This is a genomic window from Sanguibacteroides sp. AM78-02pH3A (assembly GCF_027666085.1).
GTDB classification, from domain to species: Bacteria; Bacteroidota; Bacteroidia; order Bacteroidales; family Marinifilaceae; genus Gabonibacter; species Gabonibacter massiliensis.
In genome coordinates this window covers 70181-87006 of record NZ_JAQEHX010000007.1, presented here as the reverse complement: position 1 = coordinate 87006, position 16826 = coordinate 70181, and the positions used below count along the sequence as shown (strand labels likewise).

At 42.3% G+C, this 16826-nt stretch carries 11 protein-coding genes and 1 tRNA gene; 2 read left to right on the top strand and 10 right to left on the bottom strand.

Features of this window, described 5'->3' with window-relative positions; genetic code table 11:
- Window positions 1-37 precede the first annotated feature (37 nt).
- A complete protein-coding gene (hisG, locus tag PGR74_RS10995; protein WP_041502416.1) occupies window positions 38-895 on the bottom strand; it encodes an ATP phosphoribosyltransferase in 858 nt (285 codons plus the stop codon).
- 289 nt (window positions 896-1184) lie between these two features.
- The gene (locus tag PGR74_RS10990) at window positions 1185-1958 is read right to left on the bottom strand and encodes a hypothetical protein (protein ID WP_052634395.1); all 774 of its coding nucleotides are present in this window, start codon (window positions 1956-1958) and stop codon (window positions 1185-1187) included.
- 313 nt (window positions 1959-2271) lie between these two features.
- Between PGR74_RS10990 and PGR74_RS10985 the strand changes: the two genes are divergently transcribed.
- Entirely contained in the window at window positions 2272-4125 is a 1854-nt protein-coding gene (locus tag PGR74_RS10985) for a PCMD domain-containing protein (protein WP_270517149.1), read from the top strand.
- A 43-nt stretch (window positions 4126-4168) separates the two neighbouring features.
- Here PGR74_RS10985 and PGR74_RS10980 read toward each other — a convergent pair whose 3' ends face one another.
- The 7 genes from PGR74_RS10980 to PGR74_RS10950 all read right to left on the bottom strand — a co-directional run bounded on the left by PGR74_RS10980 (window position 4169) and on the right by PGR74_RS10950 (window position 14581).
- Complete coding sequence (locus tag PGR74_RS10980; RefSeq protein WP_052634397.1) at window positions 4169-5068, bottom strand: hypothetical protein; 900 nt, start codon at window positions 5066-5068, stop codon at window positions 4169-4171.
- Window positions 5069-5091: 23 nt separating this feature from the next.
- Complete coding sequence (locus PGR74_RS10975) at window positions 5092-6516, bottom strand: RagB/SusD family nutrient uptake outer membrane protein (protein WP_041502419.1); 1425 nt, start codon at window positions 6514-6516, stop codon at window positions 5092-5094.
- Window positions 6517-6527: 11 nt separating this feature from the next.
- Window positions 6528-10121 carry a SusC/RagA family TonB-linked outer membrane protein gene (locus PGR74_RS10970; RefSeq protein ID WP_052649343.1) on the bottom strand — a complete coding sequence of 1198 codons (3594 nt, stop codon included), beginning with the start codon at window positions 10119-10121 and terminating at the stop codon, window positions 6528-6530.
- 76 nt (window positions 10122-10197) lie between these two features.
- Complete coding sequence (locus PGR74_RS10965) at window positions 10198-11358, bottom strand: FecR family protein (protein ID WP_052634400.1); 1161 nt, start codon at window positions 11356-11358, stop codon at window positions 10198-10200.
- Between the two features lie 76 nt (window positions 11359-11434).
- Window positions 11435-11986 (bottom strand): RNA polymerase sigma factor, encoded by a 552-nt coding sequence (locus tag PGR74_RS10960; RefSeq protein WP_041502420.1) that lies wholly within the window; start codon window positions 11984-11986, stop codon window positions 11435-11437.
- Between the two features lie 155 nt (window positions 11987-12141).
- A complete protein-coding gene (locus tag PGR74_RS10955) occupies window positions 12142-13611 on the bottom strand; it encodes a bifunctional metallophosphatase/5'-nucleotidase (RefSeq protein ID WP_160289127.1) in 1470 nt (489 codons plus the stop codon).
- A gap of 896 nt (window positions 13612-14507) precedes the next feature.
- Window positions 14508-14581 (bottom strand) — tRNA-Pro (locus PGR74_RS10950).
- A gap of 203 nt (window positions 14582-14784) precedes the next feature.
- On the opposite strand from PGR74_RS10950, the gene trxB reads away from it, so the two are divergent.
- Window positions 14785-15762 (top strand): thioredoxin-disulfide reductase, encoded by a 978-nt coding sequence (trxB, locus tag PGR74_RS10945; protein WP_235375034.1) that lies wholly within the window; start codon window positions 14785-14787, stop codon window positions 15760-15762.
- Window positions 15763-15795: 33 nt separating this feature from the next.
- Here the strand turns inward: trxB and PGR74_RS10940 are convergent, their stop codons facing one another.
- A complete protein-coding gene (locus tag PGR74_RS10940) occupies window positions 15796-16800 on the bottom strand; it encodes a Smr/MutS family protein (RefSeq protein WP_270517145.1) in 1005 nt (334 codons plus the stop codon).
- Between the last annotated feature and the right edge of the window lie 26 nt (window positions 16801-16826).

The following is a 16826-nucleotide window of genomic DNA, read 5'->3' as shown; positions in this document are numbered from 1 at the left end:
TAAATTAGCTTTATAAACATCATAAACGCAGATCAAATTACTCGATCATCTTTTCTATCGGAACGACCAATATTCCCTCCGCCCCGGCCTCCTTCAATCGATCGATCGAATCCCAGAACTGATTCTCGTTTACCACGGAATGCAAAGAATACCAACCGGACCGTCTCAAAGGCATAACCGTGGGACTCTTCATTCCGGGCAATATTCTGCAGATTTCATCCAGACGCACTTCCGGGGCATTCAACAAAATGTATTTATTGCTTTTTGCCGCCAACACGGCCTTCATCCTAAAAACCAACTGCTTCGCTAACATCTGTTTTTCCAGATCCGGAGAAGGATTCGACACCAATACCGCGGTAGAACGGAACAAAGTATACGCCTCGGAAAGGCCATTTTTAAACAAGGTGCTGCCGGAACTCACGATATCGCATATGGCATCCGCCAAACCTATATTCGGGGCGATCTCCACGGATCCGGAAATCACATGAATCTCGGCCCGCAAGCCGTTTTGCTTCAAAAAAGCATTCAACGTATTCGGGTAAGAAGTGGCAATTCGCTTTCCTTCCAAGTAAGAAAGTCCCGTAAAAGTCTCCGACTTCGGGATAGCGATGGAAACACGACAGGAGGAAAATCCCAAATCCAATAATTTCGTAACCCGGGATTGTTTCTCTATCAACGTATTTTCACCGATAATGGCCAAATCGACAATACCATCCTCCACGTAATGAGGAATATCCGAATTTCGCAGATAGAGAATTTCCAATGAAAAATTGGACGCTTGAGCTATCAACTGATCTTTCCCGTTATTGATCGAGATTCCGCACTCCCGCAAAAGAGCTAAAGAATCGTCATACAATCGTCCCGATTTCTGAACAGCAATTTTCAATCTCGTCATAATTTTTGATTTAAAAACTCGCTGAATCCGGGAAGGCCAAAAGAATAAAAGACAAACGAGCCCGCCTGAATCCAGGCGAGCTCGTTTATACTTTCTATTTCAAATTACAGCACAACAGCATCATCTCACCTGAACACAGTGATGGTAATGATGATGGATATGATGTAAATTTGTTCTCATATTTTGTCTTTTATCGCTGCAAATATAAAACTATTTTTATAAAAACCATCCATAATAAAAAAATCCTGCGGTTTTAACGGCAGGATTTTTATCTTCTTTATCGGAAAAACTATTTCTCCAATCTGATTCCTATTTTGAATTCGGTTGTTTTAGCCCAAACTCCGGGAAGTGCTTCCACTATCGGTTTGATCATTGCAATCGTCTCATCGGTTGAATCTTCCGGAATTAATTTGGAAAGTACCGGCAGCAAAGCCATTACCTGATCAAAGAAAGCCTTATCAAGAGAAATCTCGAGCTTCTTATCCTGATCAGTCATTTTGTAAGTTGCAGGAATTCCCTCTGTCGTCACCTTATTGACAAAAGTCATAAGCGTTTGCAAGTCGGCTTGCGACAACCCGAGGGTTCCCAAAGACTCCAAACTCAAATCAGCCTCAGCCAAAATATTAACGATATTGGGATAAAGAGCGATTTTAGTTCCGGATACGATCTTATAACTCAAATATTTCGGTTCAGATGTTTTCCAGGTAGGAGTAACTGCTTCGTCAAGACTTACTCCGGCATCGGAATAAGTGGCTACCACCTGTCCGTTCTTCTGGAAAGTAACATCTTTCAATACCTGTGCTAAAAGTATGCTTCCAAATCCTTCGGCCATACCGGAAATAGACTCTATCGGGAAAGGAATTCCGAACATAGGAAAAGTGGTTCCCTCCTCAGCTACCCATTGGAAAGACAAAGGACCGGAAACGAACGTCTCACCATCGTCCGTTTGCACGCTTCCTAATTTCCAAGTACCGACAAGAGCATGATCGTTATCGTCATCATCACTACACGCCGAAAAGAACGTAACACCTAAAATCAATAATAACAAAAGTTTGTTTTTCATAGTCATTAAATATTAATTAAACATATTGTTTTTCATCATTAAACCTTCTTTTTTCCAGTACGACGAATTTATTAGCAGCAAAAAACATGCAAAAATAATCAAAAATTAAACTTCCCCTTGTTTTTTAACATTTTATTTTCCTATATATCTAATTGCGTGCATCATGCATTATTATACTACGAATGTTAAATAAAAACACACAATTATAACCTTTTTCATTTTCTTTATTTTATTCCCTATCAAAAAAGGAACGTTTTTTGATAGAAGGTACGGTTATTTATAATATAAAAATTTAATTAATAATTAATGACTTATGAAAAACAAATTACTCCTTATTTTAATTTTAGGCATGAGCATTTTTTCCGCTTGCCATGATGACGACAAACCGGAAGCTCCGCCTACCATCGACGACATTGTCGCCACTTACTCTTCCGACAAGCTTCAAGCTACTGCCAACGGAAAAAACCTCCCATCGAATGCCGCCGTCAATATCATAAAAGAGACCGATGAAACGAGTACGATCAAACTACTGAATATCGTGCCGGGTGTTCCGGAATTCGCTATTCCCAATGCAACTTTTGAAGCGGTAAGCAAAAGTGCTTATTACAGTAAGCTTGAGGGAAGCGTAACCGACAGTATTGCCGGATACGATGTACAACTGACAGGAAATGTCGAAGCGGGGATCCTAAGTGCCACGATTACGATAACCGACATGGGTGGGGAAAGTATAGATGCTACAAGTTTTTATAACAAAACTTACAAAGGAGAGATGACCATCAAAGTTTCCAACCTGACCGAGCCCGTGGTTATGACCCAACGAATCTACACCTCGCGTCCTTCCACTAAAGAGAAATCTCGTATCCAATTGGAGATAAATAATTTCTCTTTCTCAGGCATGTCGTTAGGAACGATAAAATTAGATACCCTTCCTGTCCTTCAAAGAGGACGTTATTATTCCTTCAAATCAATAGACCAAGAGATAGAAGTACAGGGAATCGGAAAAGTGCAGGCGGATGTCAACGGAGTAATTGTCGGTAACAACATACAACTCTCGTTAATCGTAAAAGCAGGCCCTTTAACCGTTAACGTTTCGTTTGACGGAGAGAGCGTAACGGAGAGTACGGACATGAAAGCTACGATTACCATAAACAGTAACGTTCTACTCGATCCGATCGCGGTCAGCGGGTCCAACTACACGTTCAAAGTATGGGATTCCACCCCGACCGAGCAATTGGTTCTACTCCCTGAAATAGAGATCCCGGCAGGAGCAACTTTGGACTCCGTTATAATTTATAATGCCGCAGATAAGAGCACTACCCCAATCGATAATAAGACAGCTATCGATTTTTCTAAATTCACCCCGGAGTGTTATGTAGCCTACTACATTACAGCCGAAGACGTTCGTAAGAACAGCATAAAAAAATTATTCGTTGTAAAAATAGAGGATAAAGACCTGGTATATACGATGGAAAACTGGAATTCCATTGGTAAATATTTTGAACCTGCAGGGCTCACCTCTTCCAACACGGCAGCCTCTCTCTTCTCCATCATGGGCATTCCCGTGGAGCCTTACCCCGTCTCAAAAGCTGAAGACGGAGCCGCAAAGGTCATAACCAGAAAAACCGTTAGCGAAACGTCTCCAAGCGGTATGGTTCCTGCCATGACAGCCGGAACGTTGTTCAACGGTGAATTCAAACTCAACATTTTAGATCAACTGAAAAGCACCAAATTCGGTGTTCCTTACCGGAAAAAACCGGTATCCCTGAAAGTTTCTTATAAATACACCCCGGGAGCACTTTATTATAAAACGGAAAAAGTATCGAACGGAAACTCCACGATCAATACGGCCGTAGAGATGCCGAATGCAAAAGATACTTGTTCCATCAACGCTTACCTGTATGAAGTAAGCTCTTACGATGAAACCTTAGACGGAAGCAATATAAATACTTCCCCTTCCGTAATCATGAAAGCAAGCCTTATCGACGGGAACTCGACAAGCAGCTATACCGAACGAACCATCAATTTCACGGAAACGGGTAACGGAACATTCGATCCCTCGAAAAAATACAAATTAGCTATCGTTTGTACCCCCAGTAAAGACGGGGATCAATTCATGGGAGCCGAAAGTACGCTATGGATCAAACACATGGAAATAATTTCCGAATAAAAAGAGAGGCGGCCCTAAAGGCCGCCTCCTTGCTACCACCAACCTACTGAAGTGATGAGATATCGAACTCACCGCATTGTTTCATCGCTTCTTTCAATATATCGTATTTCTTTTTCATCAGGGGATATGCTTCAAAAATGGCATCTCGTTCCGTTTTCGTTACCCTGAAAACGAACTCCAACCATTGAGAAATATCGATATCTTTCGATGGTGCCTGAATCCACCAACCTCCCCAATCCGGATCCGGATCAAAATTCGTCATCCCCGGATCATAGGAGACAAATCCCATTTCATGCCAGTCGACATCATCCGGGGTTTCCACATCCCAGTCCCAATCGGATTGCTTATAATACTCTTCACTCACTTCATAAAACTCCTCCGGAATCTGAAATACACCTTTGATGGCCAGTAAATAATCCTTCCAGAATTTACCGTTCACCTCTCCTCGAATTTCCCGGATATCGGCATCCGTGTAACTGTCCATCTCCGGACGAATACCGGCAATCGCCACATAGTTCGTGCTTACGAAAGCATGATAACTGGGAGTCTGATCCTCCATCCCCAAAAAGAAAATGGAGTCGGCCATGATCACGGAATAAGGCAGGTATTCCTTTAAGAAACCCTCGGTATAAACATCGACAAACACGTCTTTTACCAAAGACAACCCCTTTTCAAGGAGCTCCTTTTCCTGAAGAGGAGAGACTACTCTGATATTGTTCTTCTTCTTAAAGTTATAACGGTAATCCCGAATATCCGGATCTTTTACTATAATCGTCTGGTAGGTTTTGTAAAATTCATAAATATAATGTTGAACGGGATCCGACGGATCGTCCTCTAAATTATACCAGCTATCTCCTACGGAAGCATGAATCTTATCCTCATCGGAACAAGCATTCAAACAACATACCAATGCACAAAACAGTATTAATTGTATTGTTTTCATCTTCATCTAATTTTTGGTTTTCATCATTTTCTCCGTTGCGGACGGTCTATTTGCTCTATGGAAAGATTCATATCCCGCTCTTTCTGCGGTATCGGCAAGGTATAAGCCGGATCATCTCTTCTCAACACATACTCGGTATAGTTGCTCGGGTTCTCTACCGATGTATATCGATGTACGATCTCAGGACGATCCCAACGACGTAAATCAAACCAACGGAATCCCTCGAAACAGAATTCCATCCGACGTTCCTCCTTCACGTAATTCAAAGCCTGTGCCGCCGTCGTGGCCGAAAGAGTGTAATCCCCTGAAATTCGCTTCTCCCGGATAGCATTTACATCCCGCATGGCATTTTCTATGTTTCCCTTATTGGCATAAGCCTCTGCCCGATTCAGATAAGCCTCCGACAAACGGAAAGCGTAAGCATAAACTCCATCGGAAGAAGCCCCGTAAAATTTCAACGGTTTTTTCTTCGTGTTGTCAAAAAACAAGTTGGTCGTTTTCCGCTTATCGGTAGCCGGATAGAGATTCATCAACTCTCCCGAGGGAATAAAAGAAGCCGCGTAAGAAGAACCATAAAGAAATGCCTGACTCTGGGTCGAGAGATTGCCATAAGTAAACAGTATCTCTCCGTTTTTTATAGACATAAATCTCTGATTCGAATAGCTTCCATTCATATCAAACAATTCGGCATTCGTCGTCATTATGACCGAATCGGCATAAGCAATTGTCCGGTCATAATCCTTCCTGAACAAAGCAATCCGACAAGCCAACAAATAAGAGGTGGATAAATTCGGTCGAAAAATCGTTTTTTCCATTTCAGCCTCTCTAAAAGAAGCAATCGAACGTTTAATATCCGCCTCCATCAAATCATACACCGCTTTAACAGAGGAACGGGATAACAATCTGTCTTCTATGCCTGTCGCGGAGTTGATCGGTACACAAAAATCGATGGCAGCCTGCTCCTCGTTAATATAAGGCTTACCGTACAAATTAGCCAGCATAAAATAGGACCAGGCTCTCAGGAAATAAGCTTCTCCGGCCAGATCGGCTTTCTCCTTCCCGCTACCTTCCATACTATTTAAATTATCAAGAATCACATTTGCCACAAATATCCGATGATAATACTCCCCCCAGGCCTGATCTTCCATCAGCGCATTATTCATTTGCAATTCAGGATATTGTTGCCAGGAATAATAGGACCAGAACCTGGCTCGCTTGTCTTCCCGATCAAGTCTCTTTAAATTAATATACTCTTCCGCATCATCCGTCATCACATCCAAGTAATCACATAGGATAAGCTTATTGTTCAAACCTTCCCCGTATAAAAATTCTTTATAGTTCTGAACGGTTTTGGGAATTAACAAGTCCTGCGAACTTTCATCCAGAAAATCACTACAAGCTCCGAACAATAGGATAGATATAATATACAATAAATTATGTTTTTTCATCACAGGCGATTTTAAAATGAAACATTCAATCTTAACGAGTATCCCCTTTGAGGAGGAACAGTCCCGGATCCCATGGTTACTTGTTCCGGGTCTCGTCCTTTCAGGTCTTTACTCTTCACCACAAAAGGATTCGTCACGTCAAAACTCAGGCTTGCCGAAGAGACGCACACCTTTTTCAGCAACTCTTCGGGAAAATTATAACGCAGCGTCAAAGAACGACATCTCAAAAAGTCTCCCGATACGACTCTCAAATCACTCTTATTATACATATCCCATCGGTTATTGGCTATCGGATACTTTCTTTCATAAGTGGTAAATGCCATATCGTCATCGGACAGAGCCGGAATATTCGTATAATCCTCATCTCCTTTCTGGCGCCAACGATCCACAAATTCGCTCGACATATTCTGTTGAGGGAAAGGCAATGCTTGTCCGGACGACAAATAGAGGTCGTTCAAACGGACCTTATTACCTAAAGCAAAAGAGAAAAGAGCATTCAAACTGAATCGTTTATATCTTAAATCCGTTGAAAAACCTCCGGCAAACGTCGGTTCCCTCCGTCCGGCGTATACAAAAGCAGCAGCATAGGCTTCTTCTTGCGAATTGATCACCTTTTTCCCGGTTTCATCCGATTCCGACTCTCCATAGAACGTAGGAAGCCCTTTATCATTCAACGCCTTAAACCGATAAGCATAAAAACTATTGATCGAACGGCCGTTCCGTACTAAGGTCCCGTTGATATAATCGCTCCAAGATACGGATTCCGCCTCACCCGCGTTAGTAACCTTATTATAATTTTTCGCCGTATTAAAAGAGATTCCCCATGCCCAATCTTTCGTACGAATCGGATTCACGTTTACACTGATCTCCCAACCCGAATTATTTACGTCACCATCATTAATAGCCACATAATTCGCCCCGGTAGAAGGAGCAATTATTTTCTGTACGATCTGGTCTACTCCCTTCTTTTTATACACCTCTACCGTACCGAATACCAATCCTTTAAAGAAAGAGACATCTATACCCAGATTGTAGGATTTAGTCTTTTCCCATTTCAAATTATTATTCGGAAATTTATATAAGGTCGATTCGTATTCCCTGGAAACATCATCCAAAGTTCCCATGCGCACGATCAGGTTCGGCGTCTGATCGGGATGTACATTACCCTGAATACCGTAAGATGCGCGTACGGCAAACTCATCCAACCAATTTATCCCCCTCATGAAATTCTCATTATGCATATTCCACCTCCCGGAAACAGACCATACCGGTAAGAAACGAACACTCTTATCCTGTCCGAACTTATTGGATCCGTCCGTCCGAATATTGAAATTGGCAATATACTTATCGTCATAAGAATAGGTAAACGTACCGTACCAGGATACAATATTAGTCAGATTATCCGTGATCACGTCCGGCGTATTGGTTATATTCTGAGCCAATTTTCTCCATTTTGTCAGATCGACTTGGGCAAACTTTTTCCCACGTTCGGGCAGGTATCCCCATTGGGTAGATTTCAGGGCGTCGTATTTGGAAGAAGAGATCTCACTTCCGACCATCGCCGTTACATTATGTTTTCCGAAATCCTTGTAAAAGGTAAAACTGTTTCTTATGGTATAACGAACGTTACGCGTATCCTCGTTGACAAGCTCTCCTCCCATAGGGATCTCACACCTATCCAGAAAATCGTTCGACGGATCTTTCGGAAGCGGTGTTCCGTAAGGCGTCTGGCGCTTCATCGAAACATAATAAGACTTTTCACCAGCCCAATAGGTCTGGTAATTATTATTCGTGGAAATACCCAGCAAAGAACTAAATTTCAAATACGACAAAATATTCCAATCCACTGTCAGATTCAACCTGACAGCATGATTCTTTACTTTTGTTCCGCTCTCGGACAACTCATTCAAAATATTAAACGGGATCATGTCGGAATAACCTATTCCGTTATCGTAAAAGAACAAATCACCGTTTGCATCATAAAGAGGAATCGCTCTCGACGTCTGCGCCGCGTATTGATACACGTCAATGGAATTATGGGGTCGCTTGGTATTGGTCAAAGCAGCACTCAGGTTCATACCCACTCTGAAACGATCGGTGAAACGGGTATTTACCTTGATCATCGCATTGTAACGATCCACGTCTTCCTTTTTATTCACACTCTGGTCGTCCGCGTATCCCAAAGAAAAGTAATAATCTCCCTTATCGAAAGCACCGGAAACAGAAATCGAATGCTGATGGCTGACCGAAGTACGAAATAAAAGATCATACCAATCCGTGTTCAACTCTTTCAACTCTTTTACCTGTTGCCGAAATTCATCGTAAGAGATCGTCTTGTTCCACAAATCCATCAGTGCTCCTTCATAACCCATATGAGTGGGTTTATAAGAGGTAAATTCCAATCCTTTTTCATGCATCTCTTCCGACATCTCAATCCGCTCTTTGGAATCCATTAAGCGCATAACCTTATAAGAAGGAGGAGTCATGATAGAGATCCCGCCGTAATAATTAATACGTACTTTGCCCTCCCGTCCTTTTTTCGTGGTCACCACGATTACGCCGTTTGCGGCTTTCACTCCATAAATGGCCGTCGCACTCGCATCTTTCAATATATCGATCCGTTCTATATCACTCGGATTCAAACTGGAGATGGCATTCCCGATCAAATTTACTTTGTCCATGCTATTCAACTCTTCTGTAGAAATCTGTACGGGCTCGTCCAAAATAATCCCGTCGACCACCCAAATCGGCTCGCGGTTTCCCGTGATAGAGGATGATCCTCTAATTCGAATTTTCGGTGCAGCTCCCGGAGTCGAGGTCTGGTTCAATACAGTAACACCGGCTAAACGTCCCTGTAACATCTGATCCACAGAAATGGCCCCGCCCATTAATATATTTTCTCCTTTTATAGAAGTCACCGAACTGGACAACCTTCTCTTATCAATTTGTTGGTAACCGGTTACGACCACTTCATCCACCTCCTCCACCGACTCTTTCAAAATTACTTTCATAAAAGCGGTATCGGCTTTTATTTCCCGTTTTTCCATTCCTATAAAAGAGAAAATCAGGAAAATCTCTTTATTGGCCGGAACACTTATTTTAAATTTTCCGTCAATATCCGTTACCGTTCCCACGGTCGTTCCTTTCAATAGAATCGTAACTCCCGGTAACTTCAATCCTCCCTCATCCTGCACGACTCCTTTTATCTCTCTTTTCGCAATGACGGAATCCGTTTTAACACCCCGGTCCGGCAAAATCAAAACATACCCCGTCGTGATCTCGTAACGGTAAGGCAAGATCTTAAACAACTTAGCCAAAGCCGATTCCAAAGACATGTTATTCAGTTCCACGCTTACTGTCCGATCGACATCCACCTCCCGGTTATTATACATAAAATAAACACCGGTCTGTGTTTTGATCTCCCGCAAGACCTCTTTCAAAGCCTTATTTGAGAATTTCGCATTAACCACACGCTGTGCCGAAGTTTCAGCCGCCAGATGCAATGTAAAGACAAACATCAATAGCCACGTTAATTTCATAATTTTCATGATTTTGTTTGCACATTTTCCCCGTGCAAACGTGTACCATCTACTCTTTTTTTTCATAATTTTGTTTTTTACGTTAAAATCAACTCCTGTTTAGCCGACAGGAGTTCGGAAAGGAGTGTTAGCCGCACTCCTTTCATTTTTTAGAAACAGTAATAATCCTATCTTTTTTAATAAACTGAATTTTTGACAATTTCTCTATCATCCCCAGGATAACACTCATATCCCGGTGCCGATCGGCCGCCCCGGTAAATAGAATATGACGTAAAGATTCATCGGAATAAATAAATTCCACGTCATACCAACGCCCCAACTGGGCGGTAATTTGTTGCAACTCCATCTTCTCAAACTCGAAAACACCCGATTTCCAAGCAACGTATGTTCTGACGTCCACCTGCCTTACATCTATTTTCGTAGCATCGGAAACAGCTTGTTCTCCCGGTTTCAACAACAACGAATCCCGCCCGTTAGATATCCGCACACAACCTTCAACCAAAGTCGTTACCACTTTCTCTTGTTGTTCGTAAGCCGATACGTTAAAATGAGTTCCTAAAACCCTTATTTGTGCCCCCCGGCTCTGAACCAAAAAAGGCCGGGACTCGTCTTTTGCCACCTCGAAATAGCCCTCTCCCTCCAATCGTACGCTTCGATTCTCTTTACCAAAAACAACAGGATAAACTAACTTCGAATCCGAATTTAACCAAACCTTCGTCCCGTCCGACAGCTGTAAAAAATACTCTCCCCCGCGAGGAACAAGAATTGTATTTACACAAATCTTTTCCCCAGCCTCTTCACCCTTCGCGACATATCGGATTTTGCCCGCCGTATCCTTTTCTATCACAGCCCCGTTCACCTCGTTTAATCGAAATAAAGAATCCCGGGAAAGATCTACCTGCTTCCCGTCAGACAACAGCAATACCGCCTTGGAAGAACCCGGCAAAACAGCCATGCTTTTCTCCCCGGAAGTGTCCGCATTTTGTTGCATGTACCAGTAAAGCGAAACGGAAAGTAACAAAACAAGCATGGCCGCATAGGGATAACAACGGGTAATCCATCTCCTCTTCCCGGTATCGGAACGCCTGATCTTTTTCTCAATCTTACACCAAGCCTCACTCGTATCCGCCGTATCCCAAAAGGCCAGTTGCCGGCCCCGACGATATCTCTTCAAGTACCCCCGAAAAATCTCCACGTGCATTCGATCCTCCCGTAACCAACGCCTCAACTCGCTCGCATCCGTAGAAGTCAACTCTTTCTTGCAGTATAAAACGACCCATTCGATAACTTTTATCTCATCCATTTTTTAAGGCTTTTATACGGATAAGCCCAAAACGATTCAAATGGGTGAATTAATAACGAATTTTTTTTGATTTTTTTTAATGAAGCAGTACCAACACAATCGTGTTCAACGAACTCCTCAACTGTTTTAAAGCCCTTGACAAATGTGTTTTCACCGTATTTACGGATAAATCCAAATACTCCGCCGCCTCCTTGTATTTCATATCTCTCAATACGACCGCTTCAAATACCTTACGGCATTGTTCGGGTAATTTTTCAATTTCCGCGTATAATTTTTCCCGCTCCTCCTCTATGGCCTCGGCAGTATACTGGACATCCAGCATCTCTCCGTAAGGCTCCAATTCATCAAATTGATATTTCCGTCTGATTTTTACCAACTTGACACAATTGTGCCGAACAGACGAAAACAAATAGGAACGCAAGGAACCTTGAAACATCGTTTTTTCCCTTCTCTCCCAAAACTTCACGAATAACTCCTGGATCACATCTTCTGCCTCCTCATACGAATCAATGTAATTCAATGCAAAAACACACAAAGGTTTATAATACAAGTCGAAAAGTTCTTTTAAGCCAGACTCATCCCCTTTGTTGATTTTTTCCAAAAGATTACGCTCATCCCGATTTATCATACACCACCCGTTTATTTCTGCATTTGACGAAAATATACAAAATAGTCAACGCAACAAAATAAACAATTAATTTCTACAATATCGAAAAAGTACGCGCGATTTAATAATCGAGTGATTAAATCCTCCCATCACTTCATCCATAAATCCTCCATCTCTTACTTAGGATTTATAAATGTACGCTTTTTGTTATAAACCACCGGTCCCGCCTTTTGTAAATATTGCATTACCGCCTCCGTGATCGATAAGGATTTTTCTCCTTTACCCTTTCCCGAAAAATCATAAGTAGTACTCACGTAATTGCTCAATCCGATCTTATACCGCCGCCCCTCGTTCAATTTACGACCGTTCTTATCTTTAAAAACCACATCCACGCCTTTTCCCGTCTTATCCCGCAAAATCGTATAACTTCCCTTGGAAATAAAAAGATCGACACGACGATATTCATTACTCGTTTCACTATTGAATCGATTCAAAACCAACGCCTTCATTTCCGGCAAGGAAAGCTCGTGTTTCACCACATAATTATCAAAAGGTTCTATCTGATAAATCATTCCCTTCGTAATATCTCCTGCCGGAATAGTATTTAAACGAATCCCCCCGGAGTTATAAAATGCAAAATCACACTCCGCCCGGTCGGCCATAGCATCCGTTACCAGAGAGGCAACGTTCTCCTTATATTTCATTGGTTCGGCCGCTTTCCCGACCACAACCTTAAAATCAGGATCATTGCTGTAACTTTCAATCATAGCGGCAACCTCAGCATCCGGAGTTTCGATATTCGCCAAATCGACTACATGGTAGGATTTATCCGTTAACTTACCCTTCTCAAATTTTAACACCGTAACTCCGGCATAATGCAATCGACTTCCCGTTTGGCTGATCATGACCCCATTCACCATTTTAGGTTCTTTCAAAAGCGTATGGGAATGTCCCCCGATAATAACATCTAATTCCGGCATGATCGCGGCCAACACCGAATCGGCATATACCCCCAGGTGTGTAAGTCCGATAAAAGCATTACACTCGTTCTTCAATTTCCGGTAGGTATCTGCCTCACCCGTAAAATCGGCAAATGTAATACCCTCCAGATGCTCGGGATTCGTGGCGGGGATATGACTCGTCGGACTGATTTCGATAAAACTTAAAAAACAGAGTTTTATCCCGGCCTCTTCCACGAACAAATAAGGCGGTAATTGTCCCAACTCGCTCCCATCCGAGCGAATGTTGGCGCTAATCACTTTGAATTGCGCTTCGGAAAGTCGTTTTCTTAATACCGTTTGACCGTAATCAAAGTCATGATTTCCCATCGTTGCAAGGTTGTATCCCACTTTATTCATCAATTCGATCATCGGCTTTCCCCTCTCTTTAGCATGATCGACGAAAGGACTGCCGGAAAAACGATCTCCCGCATCTACCAATATTACATTAGGAAACTTCTCTCTCGTCTCCTTCACGAAAGTAGCAAATTTAGGAAATTGGCTGATCTGAGCGTGCATATCATTCGTAGAAATAATAACGATTTCGGCATCTCCTGATTTGGATGATTTCTTGTTGTTAAAACATCCAAACATCACTACAACAACGAGTAGTATAAAATAAAGATTAAAGCTTTTCCTCTGTTTCACGACCATTTTGTTTTAAATTAATCCTAAACAAAAATAAACAAAAATAACGGGGAAACAACAAAAAAAGGCGGGTAACCGTCACGGCCCCGCCTCAAAATTAGAATTTTCAAAAGTTGCTATACAAAAATATAACAATATTTTCAGTCCAACGTTCAAACGACACAGAAGATTGTAAAAGCCTCCGGTATTAAATAAAGATCTCACTCAAAATTTAATAAAAAACGTGCAATTGCACACCGGAGGCACTATCTTCCTATGCAATGCACGTATTATTACTTGAGTGAGATATGCAAATGTAGAAATTAAAATTTAAAAAAACACTATTTTCATGAAATTATTCATTTATATTCATTCTTTTCTACATCTAAAACAAGGTCTTTACGACTAAAATCAGCCATCACACAATCGTACAATACCCGCATTAACATCCCGATCGAAGTTCACACGTTTAAATAGAAATCAAATCACATAAAGAGAAAATAAGAAATACCCCCACCCAAATAAACACTCACAAAAAGATCAAGACCAAACCGCCCGGCATGTGTTAATAATCAATAATTTAAATCATTTATTATAAAATTACACATATACTTACACGAAAAGTTTAGCATTACAACAAAAGGGACGGCCACTCAAAAGTTTTATCGCTAAAAAACTTCCTTTAAAGGATAGACGCTTCATCTTTCCTCACTCTTGTCATCGTACAGAGTATAACCAATAAACGATCGATATTCTTTCGCGGACCGGCATCGGTGTCTCATCGCTACACTATTCCCGCTGGCATAGAAATCCTCTCTCTTTATTTTTCGGGGCCAGGCATTAGTCAGCTTACAATATATCGCACCCGCAAAATAAAAGAGGTCGGACTTTTGGTCTAACCTCTTGATGCTCAGTAGTCGGGATGACAGGATTTGAACCTGCGACAACACGCCCCCCAGACGTGGACTCTACCGGGCTGAGCTACATCCCGAAATGCAGGTGCAAATTTAGAAAAAAAATTTTAGAATAGATGCATTCCGGTACAAAAAATATTTATCAAGCACAAGCGGGTAGTTAATATTTTCATTCTAAAAGAATTAACGCGAATGACCAATTGACCGTAGGTGATAAAAGTTGGTGTTCCGATTTTAATTTGATAAATTTGCAGGTAAAGGAAAACATAATAAGAAACCAATGAATACAAATATGTCATCAGAAGAGATTCCCGAAAGAGTCAAATGCCTTATCATCGGCTCAGGACCAGCCGGTTACACGGCTGCCGTTTACGCCGCACGAGCCAACCTCGCTCCCGTACTATACACCGGATTACAAATGGGGGGGCAGTTAACCACTACCACCGAAGTTGAAAACTTCCCCGGATACCCGGAAGGAGTCAGCGGTCCCGTCCTCATGGAAGACATGAAAAAACAAGCCGAAAGGTTCGGAACCGATATACGCTTCGGTATTGTTACCCAGGTTGATTTCTCCGGTCACCCGCACAAAATAACGGTCGATGACACGAAAAAAATAGAAGCGGACGCCGTTATCGTTGCCACCGGAGCCACGGCAAGGTATCTGGGACTACCGTCGGAAGAAGCCTACAGAGGCTCAGGAGTCAGTGCTTGCGCCACCTGTGACGGATTCTTTTATAAAAATAAAGACGTGGCTGTCGTCGGAGGAGGAGATACGGCATGCGAGGAAGCGACCTATCTCGCAGGATTATGTCGCAAAGTGTATCTCGTTGTTCGAAAAAACTACCTGAGAGCCTCGAAAGCCATGCAAGCGAGAGTCTTCGCCACACCTAACATCGAGGTATTGTTCGAGCACAATACCGTTGAACTGTTCGGCTCCGATATGGGGCTGGAAGGAGCCCGGCTCGTTTACCGGAAAGGGACTCCGGAAGAATGCACGAAAGAGATCAAAATAGACGGCTTCTTCTTAGCCATCGGTCATACTCCCAACACGGATATTTTCAAAAAATACTTGCAATTGGACGAACAGGGATATATCCTTACGGAAGGTGTAACCACGAAAACCAACATCCCCGGTGTTTTTGCCGCGGGCGACGTGATGGACCCCATCTACCGTCAAGGGATCACTTCCGCCGGTAGCGGCTGTCGCGCCGCAATCGACGCGGAGCGTTATCTAAGCGAATTGGAGTGTGGAATTTAAAATAAAACACCGGGAGATCTCCCCGGTGTTTTGTTATTTTATCGTTACCATCGTTGCTCCATAACCATACTGCTTGAAAGAAGCATCCTGATGTTGAAAGCGTTTATATTTAGTCTGCAACTCCCATAAAATACGTTGTTTTAAAACTCCGTCCCCTTTTCCGTGGATGAAAACAATTTTTTGTCCCCGACGTAATTTATACTCCTCCAAAGTTTTACGAAATACATCCAACTGATATTCGAGCATATCCTTACTTTCCATACCCGCTGTCGTCTCAAGCAATTGAGAAATATGAAGATCTATTTCAAGCATGTTTCCCACCATTTGTTTTGCAGGTCTCCTTCCCGGCAACTCATCGATTTCTTTTTTGGAGGCCTGCAACAACGGTCTCGCCTCCAAATCGACTCGCTCCGTCATCGAACTATCCCTTTCGAGAGGGCGAACGAAAGCTACCGGTTCAAACCAACGCACGTGCTTATAAGCGCCAGCCTTACACAAAGAAACCGGATTCAGTTTCACAGGCGCATCAATCGCACTTTTGAAGGTAAAATACCCCTTTTGATAAAAAATAGCTTGCACTTGAATGCTTTTCACCCCGTCCAACTCCTTCAAAGAATAATTACCGACAAGATAAGCAGCATCCGGATTACAATTCCCGGCCGTAATCCCATTGTATCTTTTACCATCATAAAAAGCAACGGAACACAAGCATACCAAATCTGTATCGTTGACTAAATAAAGATCGAAACGACTTTCGTTCAAATTATTAAAATTCTCCGGAACAAAAGCCAAATACAACGTGTCCGACGACGACATCTCCACTCCCTTTTGTGCCTGAACCGGCACATCTGTCGCAACAGAAACGGTTGTCGCATGAAAATCCGAGCGAATGACCACCAGGTCGTTTATCGAAGCCGGGATCTCGAAACCATACTCATCGCAATATACGTTTACGCTGTTCGCATCAATTATTCCGGTAACCTTACCTTCCTGTTTCTCGGAAATAAAGCGAACGATATCACCTATTCTTACATTCATCGTATTCCTTATTTTATTTTGCAAAA